Below are 12668 nucleotides of genomic sequence, written 5' to 3' on the forward strand. Positions count from 1 at the left end.
ATGCCCTCTAGAGTGGAATGTCGCGGATGAATGCTCCCGCTCCGAAAGTCTCGTTCGTATCCCTGGGCTGCCCGAAGGCCCTGGTCGATTCCGAGCGCATTATCACGCAGCTCCGCGCCCAAGGCTACGAGCTGACCAAGCAGCATGACGGGGCCGATGTGGTCATCGTCAACACCTGCGGCTTCCTCGACAGCGCCAAGGCCGAATCCCTCGAGGCGATTGGCGAGGCCATGGCCGAGAACGGCAAGGTCATCGTCACCGGCTGCATGGGCGCCGAGCCCGAGCAGATCCGCGACAAGTTCCCGAACGTGCTCGCGATCACCGGCCCACAGGCCTATGAATCCGTCGTCTCCGCTGTTCATCAGGCCGCACCGCCCGCGCATGATCCGTTCATCGATCTCGTGCCGCCTCAGGGTGTGAAGCTGACGCCGCGCCACTACGCCTATTTGAAGATTTCCGAGGGCTGCAACAACCGCTGCACCTTCTGCATCATCCCGAAGTTGCGCGGCGATCTGGTGAGCCGCCCCATCGGCGACGTGCTGCGCGAAGCCGAGAAGCTCGCAAAAGCCGGCGTGAAGGAAGTGCTGGTGATCTCGCAGGACACCAGCGCCTACGGCCTCGACATCAAGTACCAACCCAGCATGTGGAAGGACCGTGAGGTCCGCACCCGCTTTTACGAACTCGCCAAGGAATTGGGCGAGCTCGGCATGTGGGTGCGCATGCACTACGTCTATCCCTATCCGCATGTGGACGAGGTGATCCCGCTCATGGCGGAGGGCAAGATCCTTCCCTATCTCGACATTCCCTTCCAGCACGCCTCGCCTTCCGTGCTGAAGTCCATGCGCCGCCCCGGCAACCAGGAAAAGACCCTGGAACGCATCCACAAATGGCGCGAGATCTGTCCGGACCTCGCCATCCGCTCCACCTTCATCGTCGGCTTCCCCGGCGAGACTGAGGAGGATGTGGATCTGCTGATGCAATGGCTGAAGGACGCAAAGATCGACCGCGCAGGCTGCTTCCAATACGAGCCCGTGCAGGGCGCGCCCGCCAACGACATTGCCGGCGCCGTGCCTCCGGAAGTGAAGGAAGAGCGCTGGCATCGTTTCATGCAGACGCAGCAGAAGGTCAGCGCCAAGCTGCTGAAAGGCCGCGTCGGCAAGACGCTTCCCGTCATCATCGACGAGCAAGGCGCGACGGTTGCCACCGGCCGCACCAAGTACGACGCGCCGGAGATCGACGGCGTCGTCTATGTGGCTTCGAAGACACCGCTGAAGCCCGGCGAGATCGTCAATGTGAAGATCGAGTCTTCGGACGAGTACGACTTGCACGGAACGGCTGTCTAAAGCCTCCGTCAGCCCCCAAGAATTTGAGCGCTGCTGATCGTGCGAACGCCGGCAGCGCTCAAATCATTTTGGGCTCGCTCCAACGAGCCGTTGGCGTCAATGGCGCGCGAAGCATCCTCGATCAGGTATGTCTCGAAACCCGCCGCCACGGCATCGAGGGCCGTCCAGGCGACGCAGAAATCGGTTGCCAATCCTGCGCAGAAGACACGCTTGAAGCCGCGCTCCTTGAGATAACCTGCGAGCCCCGTCGAGGTTTTGCGGTCGGCCTCCATAAAGCCCGAATAGCTGTCGATCCCCGTGTTGTAGCCTTTGCGCACGACGAGCTGCGCATGGGGAATGTTCAGGTCGCGAGAAATCTCCGCTCCCGGCGTTCCCTGAATGCAGTGATCGGGCCAGAGCACCTGCGTTCCGTAATGAAGCTCCGTCATCTCGAAAGGCTGCTTCCCCTCATGGCTCGAAGCGAATGAGGCATGTCCTTGCGGATGCCAATCCTGCGTGAGCACCACATGCCGAAAGGCATGGGCCAGACGGTTGATGGGAGCGATCACACCATCGCCATCCGGAACCGCCAGGGACCCGCCTGGAAGGAAATCATACTGAACGTCCACGACGATCAGGACATCCGTCTCCTTCAGCCCGATTGATCCTTGCTCAGTCATGCGCGGCCTCCCTGCCACGTTCGCATTATAAGACCCGAAAAGAAAAAGGCAGCCGATTGCCCGGCTGCCTTCGAAATGGCGAGTGGATCGCCGCTTATTGCGGGATCTTGTCCTCGATGCCCTTCACGTAGAAGTTCATGCCGAGCACCTGCTCGTCGGAGAGTGCGCCGTTGCCCTTGCACTCGATCTCCTTGCCGTCCTGACCGACGACCGGGCACTTGAAGGGATTGAGCGTGCCGGCCTTGATGGCGGCTTCCGTGTCCTGAGCGAGCTTCTTCACGTCGTCGGGCATGTTCTTGTAGGGCGACATGACGACCATGTGAGCATTGATGCCGCCCCAGGTGTCTTCCGACTTCCAAGTGCCGTCGAGAACAGCCTTGGCGCGGGCGACATAATAGTCGTTCCAGTTGTCGACGATGGCGGTCAGCTGAGCCTTGGGAGCGAAGCGCTCCATGTCGGAAGCCTGGCCGAAACCGAACTTGCCGCGAGCTTCAGCAGCCTGGATCGGAGCCGGGCTGTCCGTGTGCTGGGCCAGCATGTCCACGCCCTGATCGAGCAGAGCCTTGGCGGCATCGCCTTCCTTCGCGGGGTCATACCAGGTGTTGGCGAACACGATCTTGATCTTGACGTTCGGATTCACCGACTGCGCGCCGAGGTAGAAGGCATTGATGCCCGCGATGACTTCCGGAATCGGGAAGGCGCCGACATAGCCGATGGTGTTCGACTTGGTCATCTTGCCGGCGATCTGGCCGATGATGTAGCGGCCCTCGTGGAACTTGGCGGCATAGGTCGAGAGGTTCGGGGCGCGCTTGAAGCCGGTGGCATGCTCGAACTTGATGTTCGGGTACTTCTTCGCAACCTTCAGGGTCGGCTCCATGAAGCCGAACGAGGTCGTGAAGATCAGGTCGTGGCCCGTACGAGCAAGCTGCTCAATGGCGCGCTCGGAATCGGCTTCCGGCACGCTCTCCACGAAGGTCGTGGTCACCTTGCCCGGGAAGGCCTTCTCGATCGCCTGACGGCCCTGATCGTGCTGGTAGCTCCAGCCGTGGTCGCCCACCGGGCCCACATAGATGAAGCCGACCTTGATCTTGTCCTTGGCCTGCGCCAGCGCGCCGGTGGCGGACAGGGCGGCGACAGTGACGCCAGCCAAAGCTCCGAAGAGTTTCCGTGAAAACATGCTCGTTCCCTCGAGGTTAGATTTCCTGACATTCCCTTGCAGGTCTATGACCTTCTGGCAAGAATTCCTTTGCCTACAATATCACCACTTTGCCTATCGGTCAGGCACGAATGGCGAGCCCAGCGATCCCGGCGCGCCAATGGCTCGGCCATGCCGGATGGACAAGAGCAGAAGGGCAACGATTGTCGCAACGTAAGGCACGGCCGAGAGCACCTGCGACGGAAGGCCGAACTGGGCTGCCTGGGCATGTAGTTGCAGCACCGTGGCCGCACCGAAAATATAAGCGCCGATCAGCAGCCAGCCCGGCCGCCAAGCCGCGAAAACGACCAATGCCAGCGCGATCCAGCCACGCCCTGCCGTCATTCCCGGCGACCAGAATCGGGTATAGACCAGAGCGAGATAAGCCCCAGCCAGACCGGCACAGGCGCCGCCGAACAGGATCGCGAGGAACCGCACTTTGAGCACCGGCAGGCCAAGGGCATTGGCCGATGTGTGGTTCTCGCCGATGGAGCGAAGCGTCAGACCGGAGCGGGTTCTCATGAGGTAGACAGCGATGATGATCGTCAGGGCGAACGACGCGTAGACGAAAAGGTCCTGCTCAAAAAACAGTCGCCCGATATAGGGAATGTCGCTGAGGATCGGAACGTCGATGGGCGGCACCGGATCGCGCCGTGCTCCCACGAAAGGAGCGCCGATCAGGCCGGACAATCCGAGACCGAAAATCGTCAAGGCCAATCCGGAGCCGACTTGGTTGGCGGCAAAGCCGAGAACGACCAGAGCGAAGAGCGCGGACATCAAAGCACCGGCGACAATGCCAGCGGCAACACCCAGCAATGTTGAATCGAAGGTGACGGCGGCAGCGAAACTGCAAGCCGCTCCCATGGCCATCATGCCTTCGACGCCGAGATTCAGAACGCCTGACCTTTCGGTGACAAGCTCGCCGAGCGCAGCAATCAGCAGCGGGGTCGACGCTGTGACGATGGTAAGAAGGATGGCCTCTAAAATGGTCACTTGGCCCCTCCCCGCGTCACGAGACGAATGCGATAGCTCACGAGCGCGTCCGCGGCCAGGACGCAGAGCAGCAGGATACCCTGGAAGGCTTGCGTCAGGTCGAGCGGCAGCTTCAACAGGATCTGCGCGCTCTCGCCGCCAATGAAGGTGAGCGCAACGACGAGCGCCGCGATGAGAATGCCGATTGGATTGAGCCTACCCAAGAACGCGACGGTGATTGCCGTAAACCCGTAGCCCGGCGAAATGGAAGGCTGGATCTGACCGATCTGACCGGAGACTTCCGCGATACCGGCCAGCCCTGCGAGCCCGCCCGAGATGGCGAACACGGCCATGACCGTTGCCTTGGAATTGAAGCCTGCGAAGCGTGCAGCGCGCGGTGCATCGCCCGTTAGCTTCAGGCGATATCCGAACAGCGTCCTTCCGAGGATCACGGACGTCACGGCAACGGCGACCAACGCGAAGAGGAAGCCGTAATGAACGCGACCGGCTTCCATGATCGGCGGCAATGTCGCTGCCGGATCGAAGGTGACCGATTGCGGAAAGTTGAAGCCCTTCGGATCGCGCCAGGGACCGCGCGCAAGATAGTCGAGAGTGAGCTGCGCCACATAGACCAGCATGAGGCTAGTCAGGATTTCGTTCACGCCGAAACGCGTCTTCAGGAAAGCAGGGATCAATCCGTAAAGCGCACCGCCGATGATGCCGAGGAGCATCATGAGCGGCAGCACCCAAATGCCGGCATCCGTGCCGTGCGTTTTCAGGGCGAGCCAGCTGCCGAGGACAGCACCCATGACGTATTGCCCTTCCGCGCCGATGTTCCATAGGCTGGCGCGAAAACAATAGGACAGGCCGATGGCGATGAGGATGAGCGGCGTCGCTTTGACGAGCAGCTCCTGCAGCGCCCAAGGGTCACTTAGCGGCTGAAGCACGTAGACGTCGAAAGCAGCAACCGGCGAGCGTCCCATGAGCCAGATCACGAAGCCCGCGATCAGGAAGGCGGTGATGAACGCGACAACCGAGGCGAGCGCTCTCGCTACAGGCGAAACCGTGGTGCGGGGCATCAGCTCAAACCGCATGAGCGCCCCCTGGAACTTGAGCGACACCGAGCATTTCCAGGCCTACGGCCTCCTTGGTCCATTCGCCGATGGGCTTCAGCGGGCTTAAAGTTCCGTGATGGATCACAGCCATCCGGTCGGCAACTTCAAACAACTCATCGAGATCCTGACTGACGACGACAACGGCACTGCCATCCCGCGAAAGATCGATAAGAGATTGCCGGATGAGACGTGCCGCGCCCGCATCGACGCCCCATGTCGGCTGGTCGACGATCAGGAGCTTCGGCTTGCGGATCACTTCGCGTCCGATCACGAATTTCTGCAGGTTTCCGCCAGAAAGCTTGCGCGCCTGCGGATCGCCTTCCGGCGTGCGCACGTCGAAGCTGCTGACGATGGCACGGGCGAGCCGCTTAGCGGCATTCAGAAGAATGAAGCCCGACCGGCTCACCTCTGTCGCTGCATGGGAAATCAGCGTGTTCTCACTCAAGCGATGCGTGGGAGCAGCCGCATGGCCGAGACGTTCCTCCGGAACGAAAGCAGCCGAGAGACGGCGACGAGCATCGATCCCCATGGAACCACAGGCCTGCCCCGCGATGACGACGGCATCCGCGCGATCCGCAACGCGCTCGCCGGAAAGAGCCGCGAACAATTCACTCTGTCCGTTACCGGCAACGCCTGCGATGCCAATGACCTCTCCGGCACGCGCGACAAGATTGATATCCTTGAGCGCGATGCCGTGAAGACCGGCAGGCGACATGTTCAGGTGAGTGACGCTCAGGACATCGCCCTGCGGCACGTGCGGCGCGTCGGACCTGACTTCACCGATTTCATTACCCACCATCAGCGCCGCGATTTCACGCGCCGTGCTCGCTCGCGGATCGATGGTCGCGACGACGCGCCCTGCCCTCAGGATCGTCGCACGGCGGCAGAGGCGGCGAACCTCTTCGAGCTTGTGAGAGATATAGAGGATCGAGCAGCCTTCCGCCGAAAGCTTGTCGAGCGTACCGAACAGGTGCTCGGCCTCCTGCGGCGTCAGAACCGATGTCGGCTCATCGAGGATCAGCAAGCGTGGGTTCTGCAGCAGGCAGCGAACGATCTCGATGCGCTGGCGCTCACCGGCCGAAAGCGTCCATACCGCCCGGTCCGCATCCAGAGCGAGACCGTAGGTTCGGCTGATGTCGCTCAAGCGGCTGCGTACGGTCGCCAGGTTCCAATCCTCGGAGAGCGCCACGGCGATGTTCTCGGCCACCGTCATCTCGTCGAACAGCGAGAAATGCTGGAACACCATGCCGAGGCCAAGGGACCGCGCCTCGACCGGAGACCCGATGGTGACAGGTCGGCCTTCCCAACGGATCTCGCCTGCGCTGGGCTCGATGACGCCGTAGAGGATCTTCACCAGGGTCGACTTGCCGGCCCCGTTCTCGCCGAGAAGCGCGTGGATTTCGCCCGGTTCGATGGAAAGATCGATACCGTCATTGGCGAGGAGATCGCCGTAGCGTTTGCTGATCCCTTTAAGCTCGACGAGGGGCGGCCCGGATGATGATACGTCTGCCTTCACGCAAGGGACTCTGACTGAGGAAAGTGGAAGCCGGTTCGACGAGAACCATGGATAACGATCATAGGGATGCGCCGCACAGGTCGGCAATGCCGAATCCATGGTTTATTGTGAGTCGGCAAGCCGTCCACAACTCATGGCGGGAGAAGTCCGTGAACGAGAAAAGCTATAATATTGCGATAGTTGGCGCCGGGGCCGCTGGCCTGAGCGCAGCCATTGCCTTTGCCCGGGACGGCTTCTCGACGGTTCTGGTCGGCAGCCTCGATAGCCGTCGCGACGGGCGTACCGTGGCACTTCTCAACGGATCCGTCCGGTTCCTGGAAGCGCTCGGCGTATGGCCCTCCCTTGTCATGGAAGCGGCACCGCTCGAGACCATGCGGATCATCGACGATACGGGCAGCCTCTTCCGCCCGCCGCCGGTGGCCTTCTCCTCGCGGGAAATTGACCTCGATGCCTTCGGCTGGAACATCGAGAACGCCACTCTTGTCGAGAAGCTGGCGGAGGCAGCCCGCTCTTACGAGCGGCTGACGATCCTGCCCCAACAGGCCTCCGATTTCCGCGTCAAGGCGGATCGAGCCGTGCTGACTCTGGCCGATGGCTCCGAAATCGAGGCCGATCTTGTGGTGGCTGCCGATGGCCGCAATTCCAGGCTGCGGCAGATCGCAGGGATCGAGGCCCAAACCTGGTCCTATCCGCAGACGGCCGTGACCGCGATCCTGGCCCATGACCGGGAACATCGCGAAGCCTCGACCGAGTTCCATACCCGGCACGGACCTTTCACTCTGGTCCCCCTGCCCGGCAAGCGTTCGAGCCTTGTCTGGGTGACGAGCCCGAAACAGGCGAAGCGACTTGGAAAACTCGACGATGCCGCCCTGGCGCTGGAGATAGAGCGCCAAGCCCAGTCGCTTCTCGGCGCCATGCGCATCGACGGACCGCGTGGCCTCGTGCCGATGAGTGGCTTGTCCGTCACCCGCTTCGGCGAGCCGCGCCTCGCGCTCGTCGGCGAGGCAGCGCATGTGTTTCCGCCCATTGGCGCTCAAGGCCTCAATCTCGGCTTCCGGGACGTGGCCTCCTTGAGGGATGCGGTGGTGGATGGGTTCGACGATGGGCACGAGGCCGGATCGGACGAGACGCTGCGTCAGTATCAGCGCAGCCGCGATCTCGATGTCCGTCTGCGCACTGCGGCTGTGGACGGGCTCAACCGCACGCTGCTCACGGGACTTCTGCCTGCCGACCTCTTGAGAGGCGCAGGCCTTCTCGCTTTGAGCAAGGTCGGCTTCCTGCGCCGCGCCGTGATGCGTGAAGGTGTGCTGCCTCACATGGGAGCGCCCCGTCTCATGCAGGACGCCAGGGCCGCTTAAGGAAAGAGATCGTAAGGCAGGCTGCCGGTCTTGGTGGTGAGATAGAGAACTGCCGTCAGTGTCAGGATCGACACCAAAGTGCCGATGAGCACGCAGGCCGAAGCGCGCTCCACGCCCACATTGTACTGGGTGGAAATCACGAAGATGTTCAGCGCCGGCGGCAGGGCCGCCATGACCATCGCCGCATAGGTCCAGGTCGCGCCGAAATCGCCGATGGCCGACAGCACCACCCAGACCAGCAACGGGTGAAGGATCAGCTTGATGAAGACAAGCGCCGGAACCTCGCCGGGAATGCGTCCCAAAGGACGCAAGGCGACGGTAACGCCGAGCAAAAACAGGGCGCAAGGCGCGGCGGAGCCCGACAGCCAAGTGACCATCTGATTGACCGGCCCCGGCAGTTCGAGATGAAGATAGCTCGCTGCGATGCCGATGGCCGTTGCCACGTTGAAGGGATGAGTAATCACGCGCCAGACGATCCGCTTGATCGTCGCCGACAGCTTCAACTTCTCGATGCCCGCCACCGACATGAGCAGCGGCACGACGGAGAACAGGAACAGGTTATCGAACACGAAGATGAGAACGACCGGCGCGCTGGCGGCAGGACCGATGGCCGCCAGGATCAGAGGCGGCCCCATATAGCCGATATTGGAATAGGACCCCGCAACACCCTGCATCACCGATTGCGGCAGATCCTTGGTGTGTCGCCAGCCGGCGGCGAATGAGAGAAGGAATGCGCAGGCCGTCGAGAAAGTGGTGGCTGCGATGAAGGGCCAGTTGGTCAACTGATCGAGCGGCTTGTCCGCGATCAGCCGGAAGAACAGGCACGGCAGGGCGACGTAGATCAGGAAGAACTGCATCCAGGCGAGCCCGGCCTCCGGCTGCTTGACGACCTTCCCGCAAAAGAAGCCGAGGCCGATGAGGCCGAAGAAGGGCGCAAGCAGATTGAAAAGCCCGATCAGGTCGGACATCACGGGCTCCGATGCAGTGAAGGAAACAGGAAGAGCTAGGAGATAACTCTTCTGGCAAGGTTCCAATCCCGCCGCAATCCCACCTTGAACAGGTCGCCAGTCCAAAAATGCAATGCTCGCGGCATCACCGCTTCAAGTTCTCGCGGACGTTTGCCAAGTGAAGCGGTACACTCTTGGCAATGCTCTCCGAATTGTGACGGCCATGGATTTGGAGATTCCGTCCCGCATGTCTATATGCAGGATCAAGGAGTTAGCACCATGCCCATGAAAGCGAGTTTAGCGAAATTCGCGATCGGTCAGGTGGTCAGGCATCGCCTGTTCGACTTCAGGGGCCTCATCTTCGATGTGGATCCTGAATTCGACAACACGGAAGAATGGTGGCTGTCCATCCCCGAGGATGTAAGGCCCCGCAAGGATCAGCCTTTCTACCATCTCTTCGCCGAGAACGCGGAAACCGAATACATTGCCTATGTTTCGGAGCAGAACCTCCTGCCCGATCCTTCCACAGAACCCCTTCGCAATCCCATGATCGAAGAAATGTTCGTGCGCGAGCCGAGCGGGGCCTATAGGGCCAAGCCGATGCTCGCCAACTGAATTCAACGTTCAAATGAAAACGCCGGGCACTTGGCCCGGCGTTTCTTTTTGGTTCGGAAGTCCAGCGATTAGGGCTTCGGAGCAGCCTGAGCGCTCGGAGCCGCAGCGCCACCCTGGCCCTGAAGCATCTTCTGGCGCATCTCTTCGCTCTTCTTCTGGAGTTCTTCCTGGAGCTTCTTCTGCTGCTCTTCGAGCACCTTCGGATCGATCGGAGGACCGTCGAAGGACTTGCCGAAGCCGGCAGCCGGAACGGCGAAGGTGATCTCGCGGCCAACCTGGTTCTGGACGCTGACGTTCAGGTTCGCGCCCTTCTTGAGGGAGGCGACGAAGTCGTCCTTCACCTGAGCCTCGGCGAAGCAGCCGTTGGGCAAGCACATCACGTAGCTGCCGGGAATGGCCTGGCCCTGGTCCACGGCGAAGCGCAGGCCGGGCTTCAGGAGCAGGCCGAGCGGCATCACGAAACGAACGACCTTCTGGGCCTGCGGACCCTTGATGTCATAGACGGCAAGAGCGAGAACCGGCTGGTTCTGATCCGAGACGAAGTCGCGGGTCGTGTAGCAGATCTCGGTATTGGTGTTCTGATCCTTGCCGCACACCTTGGTCCATTCCGGCTGGGAAGGCTCGGCCTTCACCTGAACGACCGTGGGGCCGCTGGCCTGCGGCTGAGCGCCGGCAGCGGGCTGGCCCTGAGCGGGAGCGGCCGGACGGGCCGGCTGACCAGCAGCAGGAGCGGCCGGACGCGGTTGAGCCGGAGCGGTCTGAGCGAGAGCGGGAACGCTTACCAGAAGAGCCAAGGCAGTTGCCAGGCCACGGGTGCCCCCCAGGCTCGCGAGGCGAGTCGCGAATGACATGTCGATATTTCCTCTTCAGTCGAAAGGTTCGGCCTTAGCCGTTTTGGAATGCGGCGTTCTTAAAACCTGCAATGGGACATCTTTGCCGAATACGGCGAAGACATGACGTGTGGCGCTCCTTTAACCTTTCATGTGCTAGGTTTCCAGTCACTTCGGGTAACTTTCTGTACAATATTGCCCGGCAAGCGCCTTTCCGCAGCGGGAGCCCCATGAGCTGCAGCTTTATAAGGATTTTAGGCCTCTTTGCCACCATGCTTCTGGTGAGTTTCGGGCCGGTGGCGGCAGGACAGGCCGAGCCCCTGCGGCATGGCATCGCCATGCATGGAGAACCAGCGCTTCCCGCAGGTTTCAGCCATCTGCCCTATGCCAATCCGGAAGCGCCGAAGGGCGGACGAATCACGCTGGCGATCCAAGGCACCTTCGACAGCCTCAATCCCTACATCGTCCTTGGGGTCGCGCCGCCCGCTGTTCCCACCTACGTCCTCCAGAGCCTGATGATGCGCTCCCAGGACGAGCCGTTCACCCTTTATGGTCTCGTCGCCGAATCGGTCGAGCTTCCCGACGACCGGAGTTTCGTGACCTTCCACATCAACCCCAAAGCCCGCTTCTCGGACGGCCACGCTCTCACGGCCGAAGACGTGCGCTTCACCTTCGAGATCCTGAAGAAGAGCGGTAAGCCATTTTACAGGTCCACCTTTGGGCAGGTGAAAGCTGTCGAGGTTTCAGAACCCTACAAGATCAGATTCGATCTCTCGGGCACGAATGACCGGGAGTTGCCCCTGCTGATCGCGATGATGCCGATATTCGCGGCGCATGCGACCAATCCAGACACCTTCGACAAGACGACCCTTACGCCGCCTATCGGCTCAGGCCCCTACACCATCACCGAGGTGCGGCCTGGGGAGCGCGTCGTCCTGAAACGCCGCAAGGATTTCTGGGCTGAGGATCTGCCTGTTCTGCGTGGCCTCTTCAACTTCGAGGAGATCCGCTACGATCTCTATCGCGACGCCAACACCATGTTCGAGGCGTTCAAGGCCGGGCTCTACGACTACAGGCTCGAAGGCGATCCGACGCGCTGGGCCACAGGCTATGATTTTCCAAGTGTGAAAGCAGGCCTGATCGCTCGCGAGGCCCTACCCGTTCGGCTGCCAAAGGGCATGAACGGCTTCGTGTTCAACACACGAAAACCCATTTTTGCCGATGTGCGCGTTCGGGAAGCCCTGAACTATCTGTTCGACTTCGACTGGTTGAACCGCAATCTTTTCTACGGTCAGCTCAAGCGGTCGGACAGCTTCTTCGCAGATTCCGAACTCTCCTCCACCGGAAAGCCCGCAACAGCGCGGGAGCGCGAGCTTCTTGCTTCATTTCCGGGCACCGTCCGCGAGGATATCCTCGAAGGCCGGTGGGCTCCGCCAGCGGCGGACGGATCCGGGCGCGATCGAGAGATGGCGCGCCGTGCCTTGGCGCTTCTGTCGGAAGCAGGCTGGGTGCTCAAGGACGACGTGCTCCGCAACGTGCAGACCGGAGAGCCCTTCACTTTCGAAATTCTGGTGAATTCGCGCCAGCAGGAGCGCTTGGCGTTGAACTATGCGCAGGCGCTCGAACGTATTGGAATCGGGCTCAAGGTTCGCCTGGTGGACGACGTTCAATATTGGCGCCGCATCTCCCGCTTCGAATACGACATGATCCAGTGGCTCTGGCCGGCCTCGTCCTCCCCGGGCAACGAGCAGCGCAATCGCTGGGGGATGGCGGCCGCTCAGAAGGATGGTTCCTTCAACTACTCAGGGGCTACCTCACCTGCCATCGACCGCATGATCGATGCCATGCTCGAGGCAAAGACGAGGGAGGATTTCGTCTCTTCCGTACGTGCCCTCGACCGGGTTCTCCTGTCCGGATTCTATGTGGTTCCGCTCTTTTACGTTAGCGATCAATGGCTTGCCTATGATAGCAGCCTCAAGAGGCCATCCCGGACGCCGATGTTCGGCTCATATGTCGATGCCTGGTGGCGGCAGCCGAACTAGGTATTGACTGAAACAAGGCTGCAGGAACTGTTACGCTTCCGTTCATGTAGCGGATGCAACTAAACCTATGCTTTGT

11 protein-coding genes are annotated in these 12668 nt (G+C 61.2%); 4 read left to right on the forward strand and 7 right to left on the reverse strand.

Features of this window, described 5'->3' with window-relative positions:
• The first annotated feature begins 26 nt into the window (after nucleotides 1-26).
• Complete coding sequence (gene rimO, locus MJ639_RS03155) at nucleotides 27-1343, forward strand: 30S ribosomal protein S12 methylthiotransferase RimO (RefSeq protein WP_243368660.1); 1317 nt, start codon at nucleotides 27-29, stop codon at nucleotides 1341-1343.
• A gap of 8 nt (nucleotides 1344-1351) precedes the next feature.
• Here the strand turns inward: rimO and pncA are convergent, their stop codons facing one another.
• From pncA to MJ639_RS03180, 5 genes are all read right to left on the reverse strand, one after another.
• Nucleotides 1352-2002 (reverse strand): bifunctional nicotinamidase/pyrazinamidase, encoded by a 651-nt coding sequence (gene pncA / locus MJ639_RS03160; protein WP_243368661.1) that lies wholly within the window; start codon nucleotides 2000-2002, stop codon nucleotides 1352-1354.
• A gap of 94 nt (nucleotides 2003-2096) precedes the next feature.
• Nucleotides 2097-3179, reverse strand: coding sequence for a BMP family ABC transporter substrate-binding protein (locus MJ639_RS03165; RefSeq protein WP_243368663.1), 1083 nt, complete (start codon nucleotides 3177-3179; stop codon nucleotides 2097-2099).
• A 93-nt stretch (nucleotides 3180-3272) separates the two neighbouring features.
• Nucleotides 3273-4190, reverse strand: coding sequence for an ABC transporter permease (locus tag MJ639_RS03170; RefSeq protein WP_243368665.1), 918 nt, complete (start codon nucleotides 4188-4190; stop codon nucleotides 3273-3275).
• A complete protein-coding gene (locus MJ639_RS03175) occupies nucleotides 4187-5263 on the reverse strand; it encodes an ABC transporter permease (RefSeq protein WP_243369027.1) in 1077 nt (358 codons plus the stop codon). The genes MJ639_RS03170 and MJ639_RS03175 overlap by 4 nt, the downstream gene beginning before the upstream one ends.
• The gene (locus tag MJ639_RS03180; protein ID WP_243368667.1) at nucleotides 5253-6800 is read right to left on the reverse strand and encodes an ABC transporter ATP-binding protein; all 1548 of its coding nucleotides are present in this window, start codon (nucleotides 6798-6800) and stop codon (nucleotides 5253-5255) included. Before MJ639_RS03180 ends, MJ639_RS03175 begins: the two co-directional genes overlap by 11 nt.
• Before the next feature lie 149 nt (nucleotides 6801-6949).
• Here MJ639_RS03180 and MJ639_RS03185 point away from each other — a divergent pair, with 149 nt between their 5' ends.
• Entirely contained in the window at nucleotides 6950-8158 is a 1209-nt protein-coding gene (locus MJ639_RS03185; protein ID WP_243368669.1) for a UbiH/UbiF family hydroxylase, read from the forward strand.
• On the opposite strand, the gene MJ639_RS03190 is transcribed toward MJ639_RS03185, so the two are convergent.
• On the reverse strand, nucleotides 8155-9126 hold the full coding sequence (locus MJ639_RS03190) for an AEC family transporter (protein ID WP_243368671.1): 972 nt from the start codon (nucleotides 9124-9126) through the stop codon (nucleotides 8155-8157). The genes MJ639_RS03185 and MJ639_RS03190 overlap by 4 nt on opposite strands.
• A 264-nt stretch (nucleotides 9127-9390) precedes the next feature.
• On the opposite strand from MJ639_RS03190, the gene hspQ reads away from it, so the two are divergent.
• Complete coding sequence (hspQ, locus tag MJ639_RS03195; protein WP_243369028.1) at nucleotides 9391-9720, forward strand: heat shock protein HspQ; 330 nt, start codon at nucleotides 9391-9393, stop codon at nucleotides 9718-9720.
• A 68-nt stretch (nucleotides 9721-9788) separates the two neighbouring features.
• On the opposite strand, the gene MJ639_RS03200 is transcribed toward hspQ, so the two are convergent.
• On the reverse strand, nucleotides 9789-10571 hold the full coding sequence (locus tag MJ639_RS03200; protein ID WP_243368673.1) for an invasion associated locus B family protein: 783 nt from the start codon (nucleotides 10569-10571) through the stop codon (nucleotides 9789-9791).
• 209 nt (nucleotides 10572-10780) lie between these two features.
• Between MJ639_RS03200 and MJ639_RS03205 the strand changes: the two genes are divergently transcribed.
• Entirely contained in the window at nucleotides 10781-12592 is a 1812-nt protein-coding gene (locus MJ639_RS03205) for an extracellular solute-binding protein (RefSeq protein ID WP_243368675.1), read from the forward strand.
• Nucleotides 12593-12668: the final 76 nt, after the last annotated feature.

Origin of the sequence: Microvirga solisilvae (assembly GCF_022808595.1) — a bacterium.
Lineage (GTDB): Bacteria > Pseudomonadota > Alphaproteobacteria > Rhizobiales > Beijerinckiaceae > Microvirga > Microvirga solisilvae.